General features: G+C 29.4%; 24 protein-coding genes and 1 pseudogene. 1 reads left to right on the forward strand and 24 read right to left on the reverse strand.

All coding sequences use genetic code 11. The annotated features are described in order from the left end of the window. Positions 1-63: 63 nt before the first annotated feature. The 7 genes from rlmD to RSF37_RS05240 form a co-directional block, all read right to left on the reverse strand. On the reverse strand, positions 64-1,419 hold the full coding sequence (gene rlmD / locus RSF37_RS05210; protein WP_332563342.1) for a 23S rRNA (uracil(1939)-C(5))-methyltransferase RlmD: 1,356 nt from the start codon (positions 1,417-1,419) through the stop codon (positions 64-66). 42 nt (positions 1,420-1,461) lie between these two features. Then, on the reverse strand, positions 1,462-1,851 hold the full coding sequence (locus RSF37_RS05215; protein WP_332563343.1) for an RDD family protein: 390 nt from the start codon (positions 1,849-1,851) through the stop codon (positions 1,462-1,464). Between the two features lie 18 nt (positions 1,852-1,869). After that, positions 1,870-2,574 (reverse strand): hypothetical protein, encoded by a 705-nt coding sequence (locus RSF37_RS05220; RefSeq protein WP_332563344.1) that lies wholly within the window; start codon positions 2,572-2,574, stop codon positions 1,870-1,872. 78 nt (positions 2,575-2,652) lie between these two features. Then, positions 2,653-4,533 (reverse strand): selenocysteine-specific translation elongation factor, encoded by a 1,881-nt coding sequence (gene selB / locus RSF37_RS05225; RefSeq protein ID WP_332563345.1) that lies wholly within the window; start codon positions 4,531-4,533, stop codon positions 2,653-2,655. Then, positions 4,530-5,912: an L-seryl-tRNA(Sec) selenium transferase gene (gene selA, locus RSF37_RS05230; RefSeq protein WP_332563346.1), complete on the reverse strand. Its 1,383-nt coding sequence runs from the start codon at positions 5,910-5,912 to the stop codon at positions 4,530-4,532. Before selA ends, selB begins: the two co-directional genes overlap by 4 nt. Positions 5,913-5,932: 20 nt before the next feature. Next, on the reverse strand, positions 5,933-6,970 hold the full coding sequence (gene selD, locus RSF37_RS05235) for a selenide, water dikinase SelD (RefSeq protein WP_332563347.1): 1,038 nt from the start codon (positions 6,968-6,970) through the stop codon (positions 5,933-5,935). Positions 6,971-7,028: 58 nt separating this feature from the next. Beyond that, positions 7,029-7,700, reverse strand: coding sequence for a helix-hairpin-helix domain-containing protein (locus RSF37_RS05240; RefSeq protein WP_332563348.1), 672 nt, complete (start codon positions 7,698-7,700; stop codon positions 7,029-7,031). Positions 7,701-7,830: 130 nt separating this feature from the next. On the opposite strand from RSF37_RS05240, the gene RSF37_RS05245 reads away from it, so the two are divergent. Continuing rightward, the gene (locus RSF37_RS05245) at positions 7,831-9,120 is read left to right on the forward strand and encodes a D-alanyl-D-alanine carboxypeptidase family protein (protein WP_332563349.1); all 1,290 of its coding nucleotides are present in this window, start codon (positions 7,831-7,833) and stop codon (positions 9,118-9,120) included. Between the two features lie 161 nt (positions 9,121-9,281). Here RSF37_RS05245 and RSF37_RS05250 read toward each other — a convergent pair whose 3' ends face one another. The 17 genes and pseudogenes from RSF37_RS05250 to rodA all read right to left on the reverse strand — a co-directional run bounded on the left by RSF37_RS05250 (position 9,282) and on the right by rodA (position 24,590). After that, a complete protein-coding gene (locus tag RSF37_RS05250; RefSeq protein ID WP_332563350.1) occupies positions 9,282-9,950 on the reverse strand; it encodes a Crp/Fnr family transcriptional regulator in 669 nt (222 codons plus the stop codon). 152 nt (positions 9,951-10,102) lie between these two features. After that, positions 10,103-10,810, reverse strand: a complete 708-nt coding sequence (locus tag RSF37_RS05255; RefSeq protein WP_332563351.1) for a Crp/Fnr family transcriptional regulator — start codon at positions 10,808-10,810, stop codon at positions 10,103-10,105. 126 nt (positions 10,811-10,936) lie between these two features. After that, the gene (locus tag RSF37_RS05260; RefSeq protein WP_332563352.1) at positions 10,937-11,833 is read right to left on the reverse strand and encodes an RluA family pseudouridine synthase; all 897 of its coding nucleotides are present in this window, start codon (positions 11,831-11,833) and stop codon (positions 10,937-10,939) included. Between the two features lie 27 nt (positions 11,834-11,860). Next, positions 11,861-13,342 carry an LCP family protein gene (locus RSF37_RS05265; protein WP_332563353.1) on the reverse strand — a complete coding sequence of 494 codons (1,482 nt, stop codon included), beginning with the start codon at positions 13,340-13,342 and terminating at the stop codon, positions 11,861-11,863. A gap of 30 nt (positions 13,343-13,372) precedes the next feature. Next, on the reverse strand, positions 13,373-13,945 hold the full coding sequence (yqeK, locus tag RSF37_RS05270; protein WP_332563354.1) for a bis(5'-nucleosyl)-tetraphosphatase (symmetrical) YqeK: 573 nt from the start codon (positions 13,943-13,945) through the stop codon (positions 13,373-13,375). Position 13,946: 1 nt separating this feature from the next. Then, a pseudogene (gene nadD / locus RSF37_RS05275) lies at positions 13,947-14,556 on the reverse strand (nicotinate-nucleotide adenylyltransferase). Between the two features lies 1 nt (position 14,557). Continuing rightward, positions 14,558-14,875 (reverse strand): YhbY family RNA-binding protein, encoded by a 318-nt coding sequence (locus RSF37_RS05280; RefSeq protein ID WP_332563355.1) that lies wholly within the window; start codon positions 14,873-14,875, stop codon positions 14,558-14,560. An 11-nt stretch (positions 14,876-14,886) separates the two neighbouring features. Then, the gene (gene obgE, locus RSF37_RS05285) at positions 14,887-16,176 is read right to left on the reverse strand and encodes a GTPase ObgE (RefSeq protein ID WP_332563356.1); all 1,290 of its coding nucleotides are present in this window, start codon (positions 16,174-16,176) and stop codon (positions 14,887-14,889) included. Between the two features lie 218 nt (positions 16,177-16,394). Further along, the gene (gene rpmA, locus RSF37_RS05290; protein WP_332563357.1) at positions 16,395-16,694 is read right to left on the reverse strand and encodes a 50S ribosomal protein L27; all 300 of its coding nucleotides are present in this window, start codon (positions 16,692-16,694) and stop codon (positions 16,395-16,397) included. A gap of 1 nt (position 16,695) precedes the next feature. Further along, positions 16,696-17,085 carry a ribosomal-processing cysteine protease Prp gene (locus RSF37_RS05295; RefSeq protein ID WP_332563358.1) on the reverse strand — a complete coding sequence of 130 codons (390 nt, stop codon included), beginning with the start codon at positions 17,083-17,085 and terminating at the stop codon, positions 16,696-16,698. Positions 17,086-17,088: 3 nt separating this feature from the next. Then, entirely contained in the window at positions 17,089-17,400 is a 312-nt protein-coding gene (gene rplU, locus RSF37_RS05300) for a 50S ribosomal protein L21 (protein WP_039313679.1), read from the reverse strand. Positions 17,401-17,535: 135 nt separating this feature from the next. Next, positions 17,536-18,984: an Rne/Rng family ribonuclease gene (locus RSF37_RS05305; protein ID WP_332563359.1), complete on the reverse strand. Its 1,449-nt coding sequence runs from the start codon at positions 18,982-18,984 to the stop codon at positions 17,536-17,538. A gap of 15 nt (positions 18,985-18,999) precedes the next feature. Continuing rightward, on the reverse strand, positions 19,000-19,701 hold the full coding sequence (locus RSF37_RS05310; protein WP_332563360.1) for a TIGR03936 family radical SAM-associated protein: 702 nt from the start codon (positions 19,699-19,701) through the stop codon (positions 19,000-19,002). Further along, a complete protein-coding gene (locus RSF37_RS05315) occupies positions 19,685-21,544 on the reverse strand; it encodes a TIGR03960 family B12-binding radical SAM protein (RefSeq protein WP_332563361.1) in 1,860 nt (619 codons plus the stop codon). The genes RSF37_RS05310 and RSF37_RS05315 overlap by 17 nt, the downstream gene beginning before the upstream one ends. Before the next feature lie 156 nt (positions 21,545-21,700). After that, entirely contained in the window at positions 21,701-22,549 is an 849-nt protein-coding gene (locus RSF37_RS05320; protein ID WP_332563362.1) for a site-2 protease family protein, read from the reverse strand. A gap of 41 nt (positions 22,550-22,590) precedes the next feature. Beyond that, positions 22,591-23,331, reverse strand: a complete 741-nt coding sequence (locus RSF37_RS05325; protein ID WP_332563363.1) for a M23 family metallopeptidase — start codon at positions 23,329-23,331, stop codon at positions 22,591-22,593. Between the two features lie 122 nt (positions 23,332-23,453). After that, positions 23,454-24,590 (reverse strand): rod shape-determining protein RodA, encoded by a 1,137-nt coding sequence (gene rodA, locus RSF37_RS05330; protein WP_332563401.1) that lies wholly within the window; start codon positions 24,588-24,590, stop codon positions 23,454-23,456. Positions 24,591-24,612 lie beyond the last annotated feature (22 nt).

The following is a 24,612-nucleotide window of genomic DNA, read 5'->3' on the forward strand; positions in this document are numbered from 1 at the left end:
TCGCTAGGCTCGAATTCTTGGTGAACCCTTGCATGGGTAGTGGTAAAAAGTTAACGGCATCGCTTAGCTCTTTGTTAACTTAACCACTACCTCACCGTGAGGAGTATTTGGGAACATATCCTTAATTCTTGTTCTCTCTATCTTATATCCATGAGCCATAAGATCCTTTAAATTTTCAACTAAAGTCTTAGGGTTACATGAAACATAAACAATTTCCTTAGCATTAAACTTAACAACATAATCTAAAGCTTTAGGACTAACTCCACTTCTTGGTGGATCTAAAATTATAATATCTGGCTTATCCTTAACTTCCTTAATAGTTTCAGCTACATCTCCAGCAATGAAAGTACAATTATCAAGACCATTTAACTTAGCATTTTCCTTAGCAGCTTCAACTGCTTCTTCAATAAGCTCAAGTCCAATAACTTTCTTAGCCTTTGGTGCAACAATTTGACCTATAGTTCCAGTACCACAGTAAAGGTCAAATACTACCTTATTATCAGAATTACCCATAAATTCTCTAACAATACTATAAAGCTCTCCTGCTCCTTTAGTATTAGTTTGGAAGAATGAGAATGGTGATATTTTAAACTTTAATCCTAAAAGTTCTTCCATTATATGATCCTTACCAAAAAGAACATTAACCTTCTCTGGTATTACAGCATCTGATAAAGAATCATTTTCTGTGTGAAGGATAGAAACTAAATCACCTTCAAAATCTAAACCTTTTATAATATTTTCCCACTCAGTTAAATCAAAATCAATTTGAGTTGTTGTAACTAAGTTAACTAGAAGTTCTCCAGTATTTTTAGCTTTTCTTATAACTAAGTGTCTTAAATATCCTTCTCTTTTCATTACTCTATAATAAGGAAGATCCTTTCCTCTAAAGTAATCAACAGTTGCATCAATAACTTTTCTAAAATCTTCATCAACAAGCATACACTTATTAACTGTTACGATACCAAAGCTTTGATTTCTCATATGCATTCCAAGACAAAGTTCTCCACCTTTATGTTCATCACCAAAAGTGAACTCCATCTTATTTCTATATCCAAACTGATCTATACTTCCAACAACACCTTCATATTCTCCTGTTGTAACATCAGCATCTTTAAATAATTCTAGAACTTCATCACCTAAGAACTCTAATTGCTTTTCATAAGTTAAATGTTGTGATGAACATCCACCACATATTCCAAAATGAGGACACTTTGCTTCAATTTCGTAAGGTGCTTTTTCTAAAACTTCAATAAGTTTTAAATCTGCATAATCAGTTCTCTTTTTTTTAACTCTCCCTTTCACTGTCTCACCTGGGAAAGCGTTCTTAACATAAATTTTCTTACCATCAAAACTTGATATTCCAACTGATGGGAATTCAGTTCTTTCAATCTTAACTGTTATTTCATTTCCTCTTCTCACTGTATGTTTCTCCTATCACTTCATTTTATAATGTTATTAATTTTATCCGATTGCTAATATTCTCTTACCGATAGTTCTTCTGTTCTTTCTTTCAAATACAGGAATATAAAATACATTTAGTACTCCAAAGAATATTAGAAGCATTGGTGATGGCATTGCTACCATAAACCCTATAAATCCTATTAAGAAGTTAAATACAACTAATAAAAGAGCAGCCACCCCTATTAGTATTGCTTGGTCTAATAAACTTGCAAGTAATCTTTTTAAAAAAGATGGTTTAATATCAATTTCTTCTATTACTTTTTCAGGTTCATTATTTTCTTCAACTATGTCTTCTTCTAGAAATTCCTCTACTAAATCATTATTTTCTAATACTTCTTCTGTAATATTATCATCCTTTTTATTCATATCCATACCATCCTTGTTACTCATGATGATCCTCCTAAAATTTTATTTTACACCTTCACTAGGAGCCTTTGTAAATTCATAAATCTTAGTTGATAGAGTATATACTATATAATCTTTACTTACAGCAAACTCTTCTTCTAATCCATTTATAGAATCTTTTACTACCCCTTCTGATTTATCACTTTTAATTATATCCATAATTTTGTTATTTATATCTTTATAATCTCTATCTTTAGTATTTGTCATTATTTCAGCATACTTAGCAATTGAAGTGTCTCCAAGGTTAAAGTTATTATCCTTTATAGCACCTGCTCCATCAAACTTTAATGAAAGTTTCATTTGAATTCTTCCATATTGCTGAGCATTACCTATAAGTTGTGATTCAAATTGTAAGCTCTCTAATTTATTATTTTCTGGATTTTTATTATCTAAGTAGATTGATTTTACATTAGCTGTATTTCCTTCAATTTGCTCAACTTTTTCATCTTTTTGATAATCTAATCCAAATCCTTTTGTTGTATCTTCAACTTTAACCATTAAATCATTTGCACTTTTATTAAAATCATCATATGTAAAGTCTCTGATCCAATCTCCTTTTAAATCCTTAAACTGTTCTTGATTATCTATATTAAGTTCAACTTTTGTGTTTGACTTATCTTCACTTTTTGTTTCCTTCTTATTTCCACAACCTGCTAATGAAAATAATACTGTAGTTGCAATTAGTACTCCTATGGCTTTTTTAATCATTATTGTTACCTCCTAAAATAACCCCTAGTTAGTTAAATTTCTTCATATTCTTTAATTATAACACTCATACTACCATTTTTACAATCTTACACGCCTATTTTCAACTCTTTTTGTAATTTTACGCTTATCTAATTCTTCAAGAAATGATAATGCTATTTTTCTATTTGTATTTAAAATGTCTCTACAGTCCCCAAGTGTGATTTCTCCCTGTTCCTTTAAGTAAGTTTCTACCTTTTGTAATCCTGCGTTGAATATTTTACTTTCTATAATGACATCATCATTTAACTTTAAAATTTCTTTATTTAATACAAGATAATTTATTATTTTAGAATATTCTGTATTACCTATTTTATATTTTTCACTAAGTGCTTTCACATTTAATGATATAAAACCAACTTCTAATTCCTTTAATAATTCTGCTTTGAAATTCTTTTGATTTAAATTCAGTCTGTTTTTAAAGCTTTTTAATGAAATTAATCCATCTGAAATAATAAATTTATCTTTTGAATTTATTATTTTTAGTAGAGAACTAAACTCCTTTGGAGTGAGTATTCTCTTAAGTATAATTTTCCTAAGTTCCTCAATTGCCATTCCAATATCTAAGGCATTTTTCTTATGGTGTTTTAGCACTGTGTCTTCTAAGTACTTACTTATTATATCTAACTTGCTCCTTAAGAATATAATATTTTCCTTACAATTTTTTATAATTGTAATTTTTTTACTTTCTTCAAGTTCTATTAATTTATATTCTACTTCGATCTCTCCATATTTACTTAGTGTATCTAATTCACTTAAATATATAAATTCTTTTTCTTTTAAAGTATTAATTATAACTTCTTCTAAAGTGCCCTTCTCTAGCAATTCAAGTTTGTTTAAATGTTCCTTTAAATCTCCCTTAAGTTTACTTGAATTTGAATTTATAATATTACCTCCACCAATGTTGTACATAGGTGAATAACTCCTTAAGTAATACTTATCTCCCTTTTTTGATATAATTTCTTTTTCTAATCTTATTTGAATGTAATGTCCATCTTCATCTACTTTATAAACTCTACCTATTATTTCATTTGTTCCATGATAAAATCTAATTCTTTCATTATGTTTTATTTTATAATTCTTCTTCGTATTATTAAAAGAACAGTCAACTATATATGATGGTTCTAATTTATAATCTTTACTTAATGTATGGCCTCTCTTTATTTCACTTTTATCAACAGAAGAAATATTTAATCCACATCTTTTTCCACATTTTACCTTGATAACTTTTTGTCCATAAGCTTCTATTCCACGAACTTTAACTTTTTTCTTTGATGGATATAATATAAGTTCATCACCGTCTGTAACATCTCCTGATATTATTGTTCCTGTAACTACAGTCCCAGCTCCATTTATAGTAAATACTCTATCTATATCCATTCTAAATAAATCATCATTATAGTATTCATCATTATTATCTAGTACTTCTTCAAAATAACTTTTTAATTCATCTAATCCTTCAGAAGTTTTAACTGATGTCTTTATAATTTTTGAATGCTCAAGGGCAGTTCCTTTAAAAGTTTCTCTTATATCATTAATTGCTAATGATATAAGCTCTTCATCACATTTATCGCATTTAGTTAATGCTATAATTCCACCATCTATATTAAGTCCATTTATAATTTCAAGATGCTCTACTGTTTGAGGCATTACTCCTTCATCTGCAGCAACAATAAATAGAACTTTCCTTGCACCTGTTATACCTGCAAGCATATTTTTAATGAACTTCTCATGACCTGGCACATCTATAAAACTTATTCTTCTGTTAGATGGAAGTACAATATCTGCATATCCTAAATCAATTGTTATTCCTCTCTTTTTTTCCTCTTCTAATCTATCTGCATCAACTCCTGTTAATGCTTTTATTAAAGATGTCTTTCCATGATCTATATGTCCACATGTACCAAATATTATTGTTTTCATATTTTATTATTTATCTCCTTAAAAGCTTCTCTTATTATTTCTATATCACCTTCTAGCATGCATCTACCATCTATAATAACTTTACCCTTGCTAACTCTAGTTATTATAGGTACATTGTTTTCTCTAAGTGATCTATCTATAGAACTCTCTTTTAAGTAGTTTGAACTTATTTTTAATATAAAAGTATCTAATGTAAATAGCGGCATAGCTCCTCCACCAACTAAAGAACTTGCCTTTTCTTTTTCAAATTTAAATTTTTCACTAAACAGTTCTAGCTCAAAAATAAGTGAATCAATATCTTTTTCTATATGTTCTATAGGTCTAGTTAAAAGTTTTATTGTTGGAATATCATATCCGTTACCTAAAATATAGTCTTTTAAAGTTCCTTCTAATGCTGCTAATGTGAACTTATCAACTCTAAGTGCCCTATTTAATTGGTTTTTCTTTATTTTATTTATGTAATCCTTCTTTCCAACTATAATTCCGCATTGTGGACCACCAAGTAGCTTATCACCACTAAATGTTACTACATCTATTCCTTCTTCAATACATTCTTTAACTGTCCTCTCATCTTCTAATCCTATGATATTATTAATAAGTCCACTTCCTAAGTCTTCAATTAAAGGTATATTATGTTCACTTCCAAGTACTTTAAGTTCTTTTCCTGTTACTTCTTTTGTAAACCCTAATATTTTATAATTAGATGGATGTACTTTTAATATTACTCCTGTATTTTCAGAAATTTTATTTTCATAATCTTCAAGATGAGTTCTATTTGTTGTACCTACTTCAACTAGTTTTCCTCCGCTAAGTTCCATTATGTCTGGTATTCTAAAAGAGCCTCCAATTTCAACTAACTCTCCTCTTGAAATTATAGCTTCTTTATCTTTACATAAAGTATTTAATGTAATTAATACAGCTGCTGCATTATTATTTACAACAAGCGCATCTTCTGCACCAGTTAAATATTTTAAAGAATCCACAACATTTCTGTATCTATCCCCACGTTCACCTTCATCTAAATCATACTCTAAATTTGAATAATGACTTGCAACATCTATTAAAGCCTCTTTGCTTCTAAGCGATAATAAACTTCTTCCAAGGTTAGTATGTATTACAATGCCAGTTCCATTTACTACTCTTTTTAAATTCATATTTTCTACCTTTGAAATTTCTTTATAAAATACTCTTAAACATTCTTTATCTAAAGAAAAGATGGAGGATACATCCTCCATCTTTAAAATATTTTTTCTAACAATGTCTATGGAGAGTCTAAGCTTTTCTACAACTAAATTTCTAGGTAATCTACTAAGATACATTTTAACCTCTTCTTTATTAAGTAGAGTATCAACCTTCGGTAACTTTCTTAATAGTTCCATAAAAATTCCTCCATTTTTAATTATTTTACTATAATACTATATTCTTTCTTCTCTTCTACATTTCCAACAACCCAAGCTTTTATATCTTTTTCGTTGAATTCTTTTAATATTTTATTTCCTTCATCAATACTACAAGATATAAGAAGTCCACCTGATGTCTGTGGATCAAATAGAATGTCTCTAAGCCATGGCTTCACATCTTCATGAAGATTATACTGCCCTTCGATGTAAGCTCTATTCTGGTACGCTCCTTGAGGCACAAGACCAAAGTCTGCATATTCTTTTGATTCCTTTATGTAAGGTATACTTTCTTTATGGAATACAAAAGTCTTATTAGATCCATCTGCCATTTCATGTGCATGACCTATAAGTCCAAAACCAGTTATATCTGTACACGCTGAAATATCATACTTACGTACAACTTCTCCTGCATACTTGTTAAGAAGTGACATCCATTTAATAGCCTCATCTAAAGCTTCTTTTGATGCCATTTCCCCTTTAGCTGCAGTATTTATAATACCAGTACCTAAAGGTTTAGTTATTATTAAAATATCTCCTTCATTAGATCCACAGTTTTTAAGTATTTTATCTGGATGTACAACTCCTGAAACTGAAAGTCCATATTTAGGTTCATCATCTTGAACTGAATGACCTCCAATTACAACTGCTCCAGCTTCTAATACTTTATCTGCTCCACCTCTAAGTATTTCACCTAATATACTTTTATCTAAGCAATTGGGGAAACATACTATATTTAAAGCTACTTTAGGATCTCCACCCATTGCATAAACATCACTTAAAGAGTTTGCAGCTGCAATCTGTCCAAATGTGTAAGGATCATCAACAATTGGTGTAAAAAAGTCTAATGTTTGAATTAGTGCTATATCATCACTTAACTTATATACAGCACCATCATCTGATGTATCTATACCTACTAATAAATTCTCATCTATCATTTTGGGTATACTTTTTAGTATATTTGAAAGAGCACCCGGCTCTATTTTAGCTGCTCAGCCAGCAGTTTTTGCATAATTTGTTAATTTAATCACTTTAACCACCCCTTCTTTAAAGGTTTAATATAATTATTCTACATCATAAGATGTAATTATCAAAGTGTTAAACTGAAATTGAATCTTTAATCTTCTCAAATGTAGCATCACCAAAGCCACTTACACTCTTTATATCCTCAACTGATTTAAAAGGACCATTCTCTTCTCTATATTTAATAATAGCATTAGCCTTTGATGGTCCAACTCCATTTATTGTATCTAATTCTTTTTCATCTGCTGTATTTATGTTTACTTTTCCATCTTCTTTCTTACTATTATTAACTGTAGCTCCTTGTGCACTATTAATAGCTCCATTCTCTTGTAACTTCTTCTCTTCCTCAGTGCTAGGAATTATAATACATTCATTACCTTTAAGCTTCTCAGCTCTATTTATTGACTGTAAGCTACCTTTGTCAGTTACGCCACCAGCTTCGTTTATTAAATCTAATATTATACTTCCTTCTTTTAAGTAATAAACACCTGGATTTTTAACTTCACCTTTTATATCCACTGCAAGTTTAGTATCTTTTAATTGTATCTCTTCTTTTTCTTTATTAGGTTTACCTTTTGATTTACTGTCTTCTACTACTTCTTCTTCATTACCTTCATCAACAAATATGCTTTCAGTGTCATTCTTTTTAAGTGTGTCTCGCCCATTTGTTATATAAATTGTAAACACAACTGCGCCTACTATTAAACCTATTATTACTAGTCCAATACCCTTTTTATCGACTCTCATTCCACTTCTCCTTATATACGATATTAAAAATTATTAACATTTATTTAATTTTTTATCCATTTTCTATGGAAAAATAAAGAATTTTTTGTTAAAATAAAAACGTCTAAAATTCACTTTTAAAGGAGCATTTATGAAAAATTTTTTAAATTTTGGAATTAAAGTACTATCTTCACTATTTATATTTTATGGTTTAACGTTTACAAGTGCTAATGCAGCTCCTAGTAAACCACCTGAAATTAATGCAGAATCTGCAATATTAATGGATGGTACTACCGGCGAAGTTTTATTCTCTAAAAACGGAGAGTCAAAACATTTTCCAGCTTCAACAACTAAAGTTTTGACAGCTCTTATTACATTAGAGAAAACAAAACTTAATGATGTTGTAACTATAGGAAAGAACCCCCCCTTCGCTAAAGGAAGTTCCATAGGATTAAAAGAAGGTGAAAAATTCACAGTAGAAACTCTTTTAACTGGTCTTTTACTTGAATCTGGAAATGATTGCGCTGAAGCATTGGCAGAACACATAGGTGGTTCTGTAGAAAATTTTGCAAAAATGATGAATGAAAAAGCGACAGAACTTGGTTGCACTAGCTCAAATTTTGTGAATCCAAGCGGTTTACCTGATGAAAATCATGTAACTACAGCACAAGATTTAGCTTTAATAATGAAAGAAGCAATAAAAAATAAAGATTACATAAGAATTTCTCGTCTTATATCAGTTGAACTTCCTCCAAGTAATTTGGATGGACAAAAAAGATGGACGAACAACCACAATTATTTAATAAATCCTAATTCAAAATATTTTTATAAATATGCCTTAGCTGGTAAAAGTGGTTATACAGATGTCGCAAGACATACTTTTACAATATCAGGTGAAAAGGATGGTAGAACTTTAGTTGCTACTTTTTTGAAGGCTGAGGATAAAAATAAGAATTATGAGGATATGGCGAAAATATTAGATTATGGTTTTGACAACTTTAAAAATGTTAAAATATTTTCTAAAGGTGATGAAATAGAAAAAATTAAAGTTACTGATGACACAAATATTCCAGTGCTTATTGATAGAGATGTTTACGTAACAGTACCAATAGATAGTCCCGATTCTGTTAAGTCAGATTTAAACTACTCTTTACCTAATGATATAACAAAGAAATCACTAAAAAAAGATGAGGAATTAACGTCTGCCACAATTAATGTAGATGCTCGTGAAATTTCAAAGGTCAACTTAGTAAGTGGTATTTCAAGAGATTATTCTCCTGAAGTTGCTATGAATGAGTTTAGTGAGAATAATTCTATATTTCTTATTGTAATGGGCGTTGTAGCTGTTGTTATTTTAATTGTAGTAATAAGAATACTTAGAGTTAGAAGAAGACGTAAAAAATTAGCTTTTAAAAAAAGATGGAACCATCTAAAAAGATAAATAAAAAGTCTAAAAATATTATATTTTTAGACTTTTTATATTTATTTCATTCTTTTAAAAAGCGATATACTAATACAATTATAATTATATCTACTACTATAAGAGAATACATATAATAATCCCCATTAAAAATTATCCCATTTACTCTCCTCCTCGCTAATTCAAATATTTATGTAACAATCTTCACTTTTATCAATTAAAGACTTATGTACTGTTATTTTCTTTTTGTTTATACTTATTATTTTCCTCTCTCTTAGTTCTTTAAGCATTCTATTAATACTCTCTTTTGATGATACTCCAGAAAAATCTGCTAATTGATCATTAGTAATTTGAATATCTATTAATATACCATCATCAGTTTCAACACCATAACTATTTGCTAATCGAGTAATAGTTGTATACAGTGCCTCTCGCTTCCTTAATATTGCTATATCATATAACTTCCATGTATGATCACAAAACCAATTTGAAGAAAAGCTTATACATTTCTTATAAAATTCAATATTATCAAACAACTCCGCTTTTATGTCTTCTCTCATAACCACATACACGCTAGCACCTTTACTTATAACTTGTGCATCACTTGGATATTTTGGATCTTCATCAAACAAACCAATAACCCCTAAAGTTTCATTCTCTTTATATAACCCTATATTATAATATTTATTTCTTGCAACTTTCCTACCTAACTTTATAAATCCACTTTTTATAATATATATTTTATTTATACTGTCATTTTGATTATAAATAAAATCTCCTTTCTCATAATGCTCTATTGACGTTATTAATGGCAACAGAAAATTAGAGATCTCTTTCTTATTACGCCTCATAATCCCCCCTTTATTCGAAATAATTAAAGAAATAAATATAACTATTATTTTATAAACGATTTTAAGTTTATCTAAAAATAATAGTTATATTTATAAAATTTTATTCTATTTTTATATTGTTTGCATTAACATAAATCAACTTTTTAAGAATTTTATTCATCTAAAAACAAAGAATTTGTTTCATCAAGTTCATCTAAAAATGAAATAGAAACTAAATAATCTAAGTTCATAATAATAATTTTCCCTTTATATGTTTTTATAATCTTTTTATTTTTTAACTCTTTTAGCATTCTACATATACTTTCTTTAGATGATATTCCTGTAAATAAAGAAAGTTTTTCATTAGTAATTTCAAAGTCTATAAGTATACCATCCTCAACTTTTTTTCCTATTGAATTAGATAATCTAATTAATATAGAATATAATGCACCCTTTTTACCATAAAAAATAAAGTCTTCTTCCCTACTTAAAATATACTTACTATATTTTCCATACAAAACCATATAGTTTTTATAAAACTCCAAATCGTCTCTAAACGTATTTTCAATAGATTTTACACTTACCGAATACGCTTTTAACTCTTCACTAATAACTTTAACTCCAAATTCCGAAATTTTATTTTCATTTAGAAGACATCTCCAACCTACTATATCTCCTTCTTTATAAAGCCAACATTTCAGTTCATTCCCATCTTCAGATAATATACTTGTCTCACATATCCCCTCAGTAATTATATAAACCTTATCTACTTCTGAGCATTGTTCATGTATATATGAATTCTTTTTTAATGTAATTATTCCAGTAGATAACGGTTTAATTGAGTTTAAAATAAATTCTTTTGCAATATTAAAATTATTCACAATACCTCTTACTCCATTTCTTATATAATATATTCTAAGGTATATTAAAGCATATATACTACTTTAAATAAAAAAAGGACTTCTTTAAATTAATAAAAAAATCCTTTTTTAGTAAGTTGTAATAACCTACTTTATTTTTTCAATTAAGCTTTTAAAATCATCTGGAAGATTAGCTCTTAAGCTAAGTTCCTCATCATGTCTTGGTGATTTAAAATTCAATCCATAAGCATGCAATGCTTGCCTTTTAATTAAATCCATCTCTTCATCACCATTTCCATATATAAAGTCTCCATATATAGGATGACCTAAATGTGAAAGATGCACTCTTATTTGGTGAGTTCTTCCAGTTTCAAGTAAACATTCAACAACGTCTCCGCCTTTAAAACTTTCTAAAACTTTATAATGAGTTACACTTCTTTGACCTCTGTCATCTACAACCCTCTTTATACTATCAAACCCATCTCCTGGTTGTGGTCTATATATCGGAAGGTCTATTGTACCCTCTTTCTTCTCTAAGTTACCATGAACAATTGCAATGTACCTCTTATTTATATCCTCTTTTTGAAGTACCATATGTGCATATTGATTTTTTGCAATTACAATAAGCCCTGAAGTATTCATATCTAATCTACTAACTAATCTTACAATATGATTTTGACCTGTTTCATTAAAGTAGTTAATTACTCCATTTGCTAATGTTCCACTTTGATAATTTTTAGTTGGGTGCACCACTATATATGGATTTTTATTTATAACTAGTATATCTTCATCTTCATATACAATATCTAAATCCATCTTTTCTGGAGCAATATCTTGACTTTCTTCTCTATCTAATTGAACTTTAACATTGTCTCCAGCTTTAATAATATAGTCCATTCTAATAGCTTTATTATTTACAAAAATACGTTGCTCTTTTGAAGCTCTTTTAATAAGCCTTGATGATAATTCAAGCTCATCTTTTAAATAAAACTTAATTTTAAGTCCATCATATTTAGATGAAACACTTTTTTCTAAGGTGCTCATATTTTTATGTCCTCCTAGTATAAAGATTTAGTAACTCTTTGCATCGCTTCCAAGAACAATTACAACATCATAATTCGGTGATGCAAACTTCGAATCTATACTTCCGTAATCTGTTATTGAATCAAAATCTTTCTTAAGCATCTTCTTTATGTTAGGATCATCAACCATTATAATACTCTTATCTCTAAGTGAATCAGTGTTTCCAACATCAACATTAGTGTATCCTAGTTGCTTAAGTTGTATTTGATAAGTAGCTGCAAGACCACTTATCTTTGTTCCATTTAATATTTGAATTCTAACATCTGATTGACTCATACTTTTTGTACTATCAGATGACTCATGTAAACTTCTAAGAAGCGCATCATTTGCAGCTTTATCAAATATAAAGTATGACTGACCATCTATCATTTTTGCTGATCCTTTTATAGTCTCCATAGATACATTACTTGGCTTAATAAGCGCTGCTTTTAGTGCATATTTAAATATTGTCTTACCCTTCATATTAGTTTCAACATTCTTTTCTACTGATTCTAATATTTTTGGAATTCTAAATACTATTGATGGACTAGTACATTTCTTAACGACTTGCTCTAAAAATGCATGTTGATTTTTAATTCTATCAATATCTCCATTTGGAAGTCCTGTTCCATCGTTATTTTTTCTCCATCTGAAGAATTCTTCCGCTTTCTTTCCATCTAAATGTGCTACTTCACCTTTATTAAACTTAATTCTAAGATTTTGTGATTTATCTGTATAATCCATGTTGTTTTCAATCTTCATATCAACGCCACCTATAGCATCAATAAAATCTCTAAATCCTTCATAGTTTAATTTTGCTAAATAATTAATCTTTATATTTAAAAGTTCTTGAACTTCTGTAATTACTCTCTGGTCTCCCCCTATTGGATAGGCTGCATTCATCTTCCAGTTACGTCCATTAATTGTTATTAAAGTATCTCTAGGAATTGAAATAATCTTAACTTTCTTAGTTGTTGGATTATAATTAATAACCATCATAGTATCTGTTCTCTTTTGAGATTCATCACTTGGATTATCTATATTCCCAACATCCATTCCTAAAAGTAGTATATTAACAGTTTGATCCATTGGGACTTCAACTGGTGCTATCATATTATCTGTACTTATATTATTTACAAGCTTTCCAATTCTAAATCCTAATAAAACAATTAATGCTAATAAAGCTACTAATACTATTTTTATTATTCTTTTTATTGTACCTTTTTTCTTCTTTTTGCCTTCTTTTAAAGGTCTTCTATCTCTACGATTTCCTTCATCACTTGATGGAATTCGTCTATTTCTATTATCAACTCTTCTTCTTGAATCATTAAGTGGTATTGACTCTGAATCTAGCCTTCTCCTTGGGTTTTTACCCATATCAAGCTCTTCATTTCTCTTTGCCATACGTCTCTTTTTTCTTATACGCTCTTCTCTATCTAGTTCTGCTCTTCTTCTTCTTGAAGAATTCATAGAATTTCTATCATCCGCCATTTAACTAACACCCCATCTACTTTAAATAACTTAAATATTATTTTTTTGAATAATTAAATAGTTTCTAGCCTCAATTGTATTTTTATCTACAATTTGACCTTTATCTAAAAGATATCTTATTGTGTGATCCATTCCTTGAATAACACCTAAGTCTAAATTCTCTAAAACTTTTTCTCTAATAATAGAAACTCCATCAAAAACTCTTGAAGGCTCAATCATATCAGAAATATAAATTATCTTTTGAAGCGCTGTCATATCAGGCTTTCCTGTTGTATGCCATCTCATAGCTTCTAGTACGTCTTCATCATATATATCAAACTTTTCTTTGGCGATTATCGGTGAAACAATTGAATGCCAAAGTTCTGGTGTTTTTTTCTCATCTAATGATAACTTTATGTTATTCTCTTCTATAATATTTAATAATTCTTCATTTGTTAAGTTTTTCCCTGCATCATGACAAAGAGCTGCAAGTTCTGCCTTCTCTTCTGATACACCATATAATTCTGCTAATTTTTTAGCAGTAGATACAACACCTAATACGTGTATATACCTTTTCTCTTTTAAGTTTTTTCTTAAATAATCATAAATATAAGTAATTTCCATATTAGTTATTCCCTTCACTATAGATTTCTTCTTTTCTTATTAAATTTAGTACCCTTCTAGGCACAAAAAAAATCTATTCTCTTTCCTTCTGAAATTCTTTTTCTAATATCTGTTGATGAAATTTCTAAATCTAATATATTTAAAAATATAATTTCTCCATTATATTTTTTTTCTGCCTTTTCTTTATCTTCAATTAAATCTTCTTCTCTGAAACCCGGTCTTGTAAAAACAACAAATTTACATAAAGAAAAAATCTCACTTACATTCTTCCATTTATCTAAATCAACTAGGCAGTCTGCACCTGTTATAAAGTACAATTCTACATCGTCTTCTTTAAGATATGCTAAAGTTTCATAAGTGTAACTTAATCCTTCTTTTTCAATTTCATATTTTGAAACCTCAAAATCCTCAAAGTCCTTAATAGCTTCTAAAACCATTTTATACCTTAAAGAAGCCCCCGTAATATTTTTATCTTTCTTATGTGGGGGGCTTCCGTTTGGTATAAAAATAACTTTATCTAAGCCTAAAATTTCTTTCGCTTCATAAGCTATATAAAGATGTGCATTGTGGATAGGATCAAAGGTTCCACCAATAATCCCATACTTTTTCATGCTATTTATTTTTTACGTTTTTAAATTTTCTTGGTATTTCTATCTTTGGGTTCTTTGAAGATCTTTTATATAAAACTATCTTGCTTCCAATTGCTTGAACGCCTTCACATTTTAATTCAGCACATAAATGATCTGAAGCTTCTCTAGCTTCTAATCCACTATTTTCCAAAACTTTTATCTTTATAAGTTCTCTCTTTTCAAGTGCATCTCTAACTTGATTTAAGAAACTAGCTTCGATTCCGTTTTTTCCTACTTGGAATATTGGTTGTATATCGTTAGCAAGCCCTCTTAAATAAGCTCTCTGTTTTCCTATTAGCATAAATTTCCTCCTTAAAATATATATTCAAATTCAAAATCGTTAAGTCTAACCATGTCACCATCTTGAATTCCAAGTTCTCTTAATTCATCCATTACACCTTTATTCTTTAATACTTTATGGAAGTATCTTAAAGAATCCATGTCGTATAAATTAACAGTATCTAATAATCTATCAACGAAGCTTCCTGAAACAATATATAACTTGTTATCTTCTTCTCCATCTTCAATTGTAATTTCGTATGTGAATCTCTTTTCTTCTGGTATATATCTCTCTTCATCTGCAATTTCAAGTCCTGTTATTGGAATTTCTTTAAGCATTCTAGCTGCTTCTTTAAGAACTTCATCAACACCTTCTCTTGTTGCTGCTGACATTTTATATACCTTGTCGTATCCTAATTCATTAACTTTCTTCTTAAAGTCATCATATACTGAATCATCAAAAAGTAAATCTGTCTTATTAGCTACAACTATTTGAGGTCTATCCCAAAGTTTTACTGAGTACTTCTTAAGTTCTTCGTTTATCTTTAAGAAATCTTCAAAAGGCTCTCTTCCTTCTATACCTGATATATCAACAACATGTATAAGAAGTCTAGTTCTTTCGATGTGTCTTAAGAACTCAAGTCCAAGGCCTACACCTTCACTTGCCCCTTCAATTATTCCTGGGATATCTGCCATAACAAATGCTTCTATTCCTTCTGTTGCAACAACACCTAAGTTTGGCTTAAGAGTTGTGAAGTGATAGTTAGCTATCTTTGGCTTAGCTTTTGTTGTCATTGATAAGAATGTTGACTTACCAACATTCGGGAATCCTAAAAGTCCAACATCAGCTAATAATTTTAATTCTAGTATTATTTCCATCTCTTCTCCAGGCATTCCTGGTTCTGAGAAGTTTGGCGCTTGTCTTGTAGGTGTACAGAACTTACAGTTCCCTTTACCACCTTTACCACCTCTTAAAAGAATATATTCGTCATCTTTTTCTGAAAGGTCACAAACAACTTTATTAGTTGAAGCCTCTCTTATTATAGTTCCAAGAGGAACTCTTATGTAAAGATCTTCTCCATCTCTACCGTAGCACTTTGATGTACCACCGTTTTCTCCTTGGTCAGCTACGAATTTTCTTTTATATTTAAAATCCATTAAGGTAGTTATTCCTGTATCTACTCTGAAAATGATGCTACCGCCTTTTCCACCATCTCCACCATCTGGTCCTCCAAGTGGAACATACTTCTCTCTTCTGAAAGAAACTGCTCCGCCTCCGCCTGAACCAGATTTTACAAACACTTTGGCCTTATCTATAAACATATAATCACCTTTCCTTATGCAAAATCTCTATATTCATATTATTCCATTTCTATGAATATTAAACCGATATATTTAGAAAATATTTTCTTCATTATAACACAAAGATATTATAATTAAAGAATAAAAACATTACAAATGCCGTTATTAAGGAAATCTTTAATTTTTTACATTTAAAAAGCACCCATAAACATGGGTGCTCTTTATGCTTTATCTAATAACTATTCAGCTATTTCTTCAACCATTACAGGATAAACAGAAACTTTCTTCTTGTCTTTTCCTACTCTTTCGAACTTAACAACTCCATCAATTTTAGCAAATAGAGTATCATCCTTACCTCTTCCAACGTTGTTGCCTGGGTGGATTTTAGTTCCTCTTTGTCTTACTATGATGTTTCCAGCTAAAACGAATTCTCCGTCTGCTGATTTAACACCTAGTCTCTTTGACTCAGAATCTCTACCATTCTTTGTACTACCCATACCTTTTTTGTGGGCAAATAATTGAAGGTTAATTATCATCATGTCAATACACCTCCTCTTTCACTAATTTTATATATTCTCTACGTTTATTATATCCAAACATTTGATCCAAGCTAGAAATAACACTTTCTAAACTCTTCTCGAAGGTTTTAAGTAAAACCTGTGATGCTACTAAATCTTCTTCTGAAAAATCAGATAAATCTAGCTTAAGATATCCGTCTCCAATCTCATATGTACAATTAAGTTTTAAAACTTCATCAATACCTATAAGAACACTTTGTGATAGGACTGAAACTGAGTTACAAACCATATCAAAAGCTTCACCTACTAGTAAGACATCATTATTAAAATCTCTGTCTTCTGGCATTGCGTGACTGTCAATGACGAATCCTAATATCGTATCTTTTTTAAAATTAATCTTTGCAAAAATCATAGATTATGCTTCGATCTTTTCGATAACTAATTTTGTGTAAGGTTGTCTGTGACCAGCTTTTCTTCTGTAGTCCTTCTTTGCCTTATACTTGAATACTGTTACCTTCTTAGCTTTTCCTTGTGCTACTACTTTAGCAACAACTTTAGCTCCTTCAACCATTGGCTTTCCAACTGTTAAAGTTTCTCCGTTTGAAACAGCTAATACTTCTGTTAATTCAACTTGTGATTCAACAGCTGCGTCAAGTTTTTCAACGAATAAAACGTCTCCCTCTTGAACTCTGTATTGCTTTCCTCCAGTTAATACTACTGCGTACATTAAAAACACCTCCTCATAACGGTCTCGCCACTACGGGTACAAAATAAAAATTCTGTTTATACTCAAAAAAACCCTATCGTGAGCGGTTTACTAAACTATCTTATCATATACTACATTTTTTGTAAAGAAATTAGATTAATATTTTTCAATGTTCTTAACTCTGTAGCTTTCTAAGTTGTCTTTTTGATTTTTAAAAATTAAAGGTTCAATTTTATATCCATCAATACCATCTAAGTAATTCAAGAATATTTCTTTATCTAAGCCTCCAATATTTTTTAGGAAGTTAAATAAATCTCCTTTAACTCTTTCTCTATATATACTATCTAGTTCTATATAAAAACTTTCAATTGTATTATCTTCAACTGATCTTAATATATCATTCTTTATTAAATCTTCTATATAAGATAACTTAAGTATATTTCCACTACCTTTACATAGTGAGCACTTTTCTTCAATTGAATCATAAATGCTCTTTCCTCTACGCTTTCTAGTAATTTGAATTAAATCAAGTTCAGTAAATGGATATATCTTACTATTACCTTTATCACTTCTAAGTGATTCTTTTAAAGCTTTCATAACTTCAAATCTATGACTTTTATCTCTCATATCAATAAAGTCAATTACAATTATTCCGCTTAAATTTCTAAGCATTATCTGTTTAGAAACTTCTTTAGCAGCTTCTATGTTTGTTTGAAGTATTGTCTTCTCAAGAGTTCTTCCTTTAGTATTCTTTCCACTATTAACATCAATTACGTACATAGCTTCTGTTTTCTCAATTACAATATCTCCACCACAGCTTAGTTTAACTTTATTATGTCTTAGCTTAAGTATCTCTTTCTCAATATTATAATAATCAAACAATGTACGAAGACCTTCATATATTACAACATTAACATTCTCTTCTCCATCTATACATGATGAAACAAAGTCATAATCATTAATGTTATCTACATATATTTTAAGATTTCCTTTTGTTATATTATCTTTTAAAACTTTATTTAAAGAGATATCGTCTCCGTATACCTTACTTAATTCTGTACTATAAAGAAGCTTTCTATTCATTTCTTCATATGCTTCTTTAAGCTTTTCTCTTTCATTTTTAAGTAATTCGATAGGAACATTAACACCTTCAGTTCTTACAACTATATTTACTCCGCTAACTTCTTCAAGTTCTGCTTCTATAAGCTTTTTCTTTACTTCGTCAGTTATTCTTTTTGAAAATGTTATAGCTGTTTCTCCATGAGTAAATACTAAGTATTTACCTGGTATATTGTACTTATTAGTAACTTTTGCACCTTTTTCATTTAAAGGTTCTTTTAATACTTCAACTAAAAGGTCATCACCTTTTTTAATGTTAGTCTTTTTAAGTTCTTCACTAAAGTACATATACCCTTCTTTTTGAAGGCCTAAGTCTATAAATAATGAATTAATAGCAGGAACTATATTTTTAACTCTACCTTTGTATATTTCTCCAGTAGTTGGTTCCTCACTCTTTTCTTCAATGAAACATTCTTCTAATTCATTATTATTCTTAACTGCAATTCTTAAAGATTTATCTCTTCTTTCAATAAAAATTTCTCTCATTTAAATACACACTTCCTATACACATTTATAAAGGGGTACAAATGTATCCTCTTTGCTTAAATACATTTCTTCTCTCTTTATCGTAACAAATTCCTCTTCATTATAGTTAGTTGTATTATCTTTTATAGCTTTAACAAAAAGGTCTGGTGATAAGTGCACTCTACTTCCTGAGCTTATTAATATATTAAATACAACTTCATTATCTTGTATCCAATATTTCATTTCATGAACTAAAGGCTTTATATCAGCTTCCTTTTGACCTTTTTTACTCTTTTTAAGCATTATCCATTCTTCTTTATCTAAAAATGCTTTCATTTCTTCTTCAAATTTTGAAACATCATTATATTGTATTTTAATTGTATATCTTGATGCATCAACAAGAGCCATAGCTTGAGGTAATCTCTTAACATTTTGAATAATTTCTATTCCTGTTGCATTTAAGAACTTTATACCACTTGCTGTACGCTCGTTTAATTTATTTATAATCTCTTCTGGATCTCTCTCTTCTGTTAAAACAAGATCTAAATATTCACCACTTGAATACACTCCAACTGAAAGCGGTTGTGCTAGTGAAAGTGTCATATGAGGATTGAATCCTTTTGAGTATTCAATTGGAAGACCTGATCTTCTTATAACTTTTTGGATTGTTCTCATTAAATCTAAATGAGATATAAATTTTATATTAGCTTCTTTAGTAAATTTAATTAGATATCGCACCCTTAAAACACTCTCCTTCTTTAAAGTTTACGTTTATACCGCAACCTGTACATCCTTTTCTACAGTTTTGAGTAAGTTCCTCATTCTTAGCTTTTTCATTTTCTCTAACTAAGTAGTCTCTATTTACTCCTATATCAATGAAATCCCAAGGAAGTATTTCATCGTAGCTTCTTTCTCTGTAAGTATAGAAATCTCCATCTACATTACAATCTTTGAAAGCTTCTTGCCATGCCCAGAAATTAAAGTATTCTGACCATCCATCAAATTTACATCCTTTTTCAAATGCTCTTATTAAAACATCACAAAGTCTTCTATCTCCTCTTGCAAATACAGCTTCCATATATGAAGTCTTTTGTGCATGATAGTTATAAACTATGCTTCTTGATTTTATTGATTGTTTAACTGCCTGAATCTTTTCTGTTACAACTTCCATTCTTTCCATCGGAGCCCATTGGAATGGAGTAAATGCCTTTGGTACTAATATTGAAGTACTTACAGTAATTCTAAGACCTTTCTTTCTAACTTCCTTTGGAACTTCATAGTATTCAGTTGCTATTTTGTTTGCAAGCTCACCGATTTCTGCACAGTCCTCTATATTTTCGTAAGGAAGACCTATCATAAAGTAAAGTTTTATAGTACTCCAACCAGCTTCAAATGCGCTCTTAGAAGCTTCAAGGATTTTTTCTTCTGTTAAACCTTTGTTTATTATGTCTCTCATTCTTTGAGATCCAGCTTCTGGTGCAAATGTTAAACCAGTTTTTCTAACTTTTTGAATTTCTTTTATTAAATCAACTGAGAAAGCATCAATTCTTATTGAAGGAAGCGCTATCCCAACTTTATTTTCTTCATGTTCTTTTAGTAAATCATGTGTAAGGTTTGTAATATCTGAATAATCACATATACTTAATGACGCTAAAGATATTTCTTCATAACCTGTTGATTTAACTAAACCTCTTGCTTGCTCTACTAATGTTTCTCTTGTCTTCTCTCTAACTGGTCTATAAATCATACCAGCTTGACAGAATCTACATCCATTAGTACATCCTCTTGATGTTTCAAGAACTATTCTATCGTGAACAACTTCTGTATAAGGTACTATCATATCTTCTATTGGGAAGTCTACCTTATCAAAGTCTGCAACAATTCTTTTTCTTACAACCTTTGGCACATCATCGTACTTTGGTTTAAATTCTTTTATAGTTCCGTCTTCATTATAAGTAACATCATATAATGAAGGAACATATATACCTCTTATTTTTGATATTTCTCTTAAGAAATCTTTCTTCTTACCCTTTTGACCGATATACTTCTTATAAACATCAAGTACATCATTCATCATTTCTTCTCCCTCTCCAAGTTCAAAGAAATCTACTATATCGTATAATGGTTCTGGATTATAAGCACAAGGTCCACCAGCCATAACTATTGGCTCATCTTCCCCTCTTTCTGATGCTCTTAAAGTAACTCCAGCCATATCAAGCATATTTAAAATATTAGTGTAACTCATCTCGTATTGAAGAGTGAACCCTAACATATTAAAGTCTTTTATTGAATCCTTAGTTTCTAAGGCATATAAAGGTACATTGTTCATTCTCATTTGAACTTCCATATCTGGCCATGGTGCAAATACTCTTTCGCAATATGTATCTTGTCTATTATTTATAGTATGATAAAGTATTCTTGTTCCTAAATGGGACATTCCTACTTCATAAACATCTGGAAAACAAAAAGCAAATCTAATATCTACTTCTTTTGGGTCTTTAATTATTTGGTTAAGCTCTCCCCCAACATATCTAGCTGGTTTCTCAACTCTACATAAGATGCTATCTGAAATTTTATTCATTAAATTACATCCTCCTAAACTTTAGTCTATATATAGGGCTATATCTAACCTTCTATACACATTCCTATATTCTAGCATAAATTAAAAGTTTGTTCTACTACATTTAAATGGATTAAAAAAAGCAGGATAGTGTTTATTTAATCCTGCTTTAAATAATTATTTATTTAATTTTATATATTCTTCTAAAGTTATATTTCCATAGTCTTTAAGTGCTTCTAAAAGTTCGTCTTCTGAAATTATTTTTAAAACTTTAAGTTCCTCATCTAATATATAAAATACGTTAAATTTACTTTTATCAACTAATCGCATTACATTTAGCAATTCATTTTTATAAAAAATAGATACTGTTTTATTTTCTATAAAATCATATTTTACAAGTCTTCGCCTCTTCTTTATCATATCTCCCATAACAATATACATTGTAAATTTTTTTTCTAGAATAGTTGAATATATTACAAGTCCTCCAATTAACATTAAACTAATATTCACGTTATGTAATAATATCGATATAAAAAACAATACTAATAAAATACCTGCTATAAAAAAGCTTATATTCTCTACTATTTTTTTGCTTTTCCTGTAAGAATTATATTTAGATAGTATTATTTCTAAAATTCTAGAACCATCTAAAGGATACGCTGGAAGGAGATTAAATATACAAAGTCCTATATTTGCAACAAATGCTATGTTTAATATATTTATATTTGTTATTTTGTATAATCCATAAAGTATAACCCCTAAAAACAAGTTCATTAAAGGTCCACTTAAGTACAATATAAGTTTTTCATTATCTGAAAGCTCATCTAAATCTGTAAGCTCTGCTCTTGCACCAGTTACTCCAATCTTAACATTATATAATCTACATCCAAATTTGTTTCCGATGAAAATATGTGTAAATTCATGCAATATTATTGATATAATGCCTATAAATATTTCACTTTCAAAACTTATTGCAAGTATTAATAACATCAATTCTATAACTATTAATTTATAAGACTTACCCATTATAAAAACCTCGAATTATTGTTTTACCTCTCCTTTTATTTTCATTTAAAATCAACATAGTCTTTAGGATTCTTAAATTTTCCCATAAAGCTTATTTTAAAATCTAATTCATAACTTCCATCTTTAACCTTACTATTTTTACCTATACATTCACCTTTTTCTACTTTATCCCCAATCTTCACTGTTAGATTATTAATTTTGCTATAATAACTTTCTGTTCCATCTTTATGATCTATTATAACTTTATTGCCACTGTCATCCTTTTTGACTTCCTTTACTTCACCCTCAAAGACTGAAAATACGTCCTTTTCCTCCTTAGTACTTATAGTTACACCATCTTCAATTTCTTTAACATCACCTATTATTGGATTTAGTAATTTTTCATCCTTCTTAGTAGATTCATCTTTACTATTTTTAATTTCCTCTTTAAAATTATTAAAGGTCTCAACTATATCAATATTTTTTATATTTTCTATAGTTAAGCCACTAGCATCAAATGTCTCTTCACCACTTATTTCTTTAAATGCTGCATAAACATTATTAATATCTTTATAAGGTGCATACTTTAGTCCCATAATAATTAATAATAATAGTAATGCCCCTGTAGTTTGAACTACTAATATTGATACATATCCATTTGGTTTTTTATTATTTCTTCTCCCGTTATAATTTCTATTATATCCTCCTCCCGATCTCTCATTTTTAACACTTGATTTCTTATTATCATTATTATTAATTAATCCATTGTAATAATTCTCATATTCTCTTCTATAACTCCCCATCCTTATTATCTCCTTGTTTTTTTACTACTATATTTATATTAGGTGGATGCATATTTTATGAGAACTTTAATTTAACATAAAAGAGCTATCTCAAAATTTTGAGATAGCTCTTTTTTTATAATTTAGAATCTTATTTTCTTTCTTCTCATTCCAACATTAAGTATTAATCCAATTGACATTATTGTAGTTAATAGAGAACTACCTCCATAACTTATAAGTGGCAATGTAATACCTGTAATTGGAACTAGACCTATTGTCATTCCGATATTTTGTAACAATGCAAATAAGAAATATGATATTAATCCAACACATATAATTGAACCAAATATATCCTTAGAAGTCCGTGCTATTGTTATCATCCTACTAATTAGTAATCCGTACATAAATAATAAGAATATTACTCCAAGTAAACCAAATTGTTCTGCAATTGCTGCAAATATAAAGTCTGTTTGTACTTCTGGAACATGCTGCGCTGCATATCCAGTGCTAGTATCATTAGTTAACGTTGATGTATTACCGATGATACCTCCAGACCCTATAGCTATAAGAGATTGACTTAAATGGTATCCTGAACCTGACATATTCGCTTCTGGATTCATAAATGATGTTATTCTACCCTTTTGATAATCTTGAATAAGACCTGAATTCCATACTATCATTATTCCAACAACAAGTGCGAGTAGTCCTCCACCAATTATCTTTCCATCTAATCCTGCTACATAAAATATACCAAGAACTATAAAGAATGATACCATTGTCATTCCCATGTCTGGTTGAACTATTATAAATATAACCGGCACCGCTGCATAAAATACAAGGGTAAAGAAATTTTTCAAGTTGTTAATTTCTAAATCCATTTCTTCAAGCTTCTTTGCAAGCATTAAAATCATACCAATTTTAGCAAGTTCCGCTGGTTGAAGTGATACTGGTCCAAAGGTTATCCATCCTTTAGCTCCACCTCTAACTGAACCTACAAATCTCGTTAATACAAGAAGAAATACACCACTCCAATAAAATAGTGGCACATATGCATATAAAACTCTATAATCTATGGCCATAAATATATAAAGCGCTACAAGAGAAACAGCAAACCACACTAATTGTTTCATTGCAAAGTCTTCTCCCTTTGTTGCAAGATATATATTTAATACTCCAAATAATACTAACCCTACCGTAGATAACAATAATAGCTTATCTATGTCTCTAACTTTTTTAAAGTCTAACTTGTATTTGTTATAAGTACTTTGTCTGTCAAACATTGAGTTACCTCTTAACAAAATC

The organism is Clostridium sp., assembly GCF_036643715.1.
Classification (GTDB): Bacteria; Bacillota; Clostridia; order Clostridiales; family Clostridiaceae; genus Clostridium.

Bases quoted from the DNA above. Each gene is read 5' to 3' on its own strand.
- RSF37_RS05215 (WP_332563343.1), bottom strand. From the start codon at position 1,851: ATGAGTAACAAGGATGGTATGGATATGAATAAAAAGGATGATAATATT.
- RSF37_RS05220 (WP_332563344.1), bottom strand. From the start codon at position 2,574: ATGATTAAAAAAGCCATAGGAGTACTAATTGCAACTACAGTATTATTT.
- selB (WP_332563345.1), bottom strand. From the start codon at position 4,533: ATGAAAACAATAATATTTGGTACATGTGGACATATAGATCATGGAAAG.
- selA (WP_332563346.1), bottom strand. From the start codon at position 5,912: ATGGAACTATTAAGAAAGTTACCGAAGGTTGATACTCTACTTAATAAA.
- RSF37_RS05240 (WP_332563348.1), bottom strand. From the start codon at position 7,700: ATGAGAGTCGATAAAAAGGGTATTGGACTAGTAATAATAGGTTTAATA.
- RSF37_RS05245 (WP_332563349.1), top strand. From the start codon at position 7,831: ATGAAAAATTTTTTAAATTTTGGAATTAAAGTACTATCTTCACTATTT.
- RSF37_RS05250 (WP_332563350.1), bottom strand. From the start codon at position 9,950: ATGAGGCGTAATAAGAAAGAGATCTCTAATTTTCTGTTGCCATTAATA.
- RSF37_RS05260 (WP_332563352.1), bottom strand. From the start codon at position 11,833: ATGAGCACCTTAGAAAAAAGTGTTTCATCTAAATATGATGGACTTAAA.
- RSF37_RS05265 (WP_332563353.1), bottom strand. From the start codon at position 13,342: ATGGCGGATGATAGAAATTCTATGAATTCTTCAAGAAGAAGAAGAGCA.
- yqeK (WP_332563354.1), bottom strand. From the start codon at position 13,945: ATGGAAATTACTTATATTTATGATTATTTAAGAAAAAACTTAAAAGAG.
- RSF37_RS05280 (WP_332563355.1), bottom strand. From the start codon at position 14,875: ATGCTAATAGGAAAACAGAGAGCTTATTTAAGAGGGCTTGCTAACGAT.
- obgE (WP_332563356.1), bottom strand. From the start codon at position 16,176: ATGTTTATAGATAAGGCCAAAGTGTTTGTAAAATCTGGTTCAGGCGGA.
- rpmA (WP_332563357.1), bottom strand. From the start codon at position 16,694: ATGATGATAATTAACCTTCAATTATTTGCCCACAAAAAAGGTATGGGT.
- RSF37_RS05295 (WP_332563358.1), bottom strand. From the start codon at position 17,085: ATGATTTTTGCAAAGATTAATTTTAAAAAAGATACGATATTAGGATTC.
- rplU (WP_039313679.1), bottom strand. From the start codon at position 17,400: ATGTACGCAGTAGTATTAACTGGAGGAAAGCAATACAGAGTTCAAGAG.
- RSF37_RS05305 (WP_332563359.1), bottom strand. From the start codon at position 18,984: ATGAGAGAAATTTTTATTGAAAGAAGAGATAAATCTTTAAGAATTGCA.
- RSF37_RS05315 (WP_332563361.1), bottom strand. From the start codon at position 21,544: ATGAATAAAATTTCAGATAGCATCTTATGTAGAGTTGAGAAACCAGCT.
- RSF37_RS05320 (WP_332563362.1), bottom strand. From the start codon at position 22,549: ATGGGTAAGTCTTATAAATTAATAGTTATAGAATTGATGTTATTAATA.
- RSF37_RS05325 (WP_332563363.1), bottom strand. From the start codon at position 23,331: ATGGGGAGTTATAGAAGAGAATATGAGAATTATTACAATGGATTAATT.
- rodA (WP_332563401.1), bottom strand. From the start codon at position 24,590: ATGTTTGACAGACAAAGTACTTATAACAAATACAAGTTAGACTTTAAA.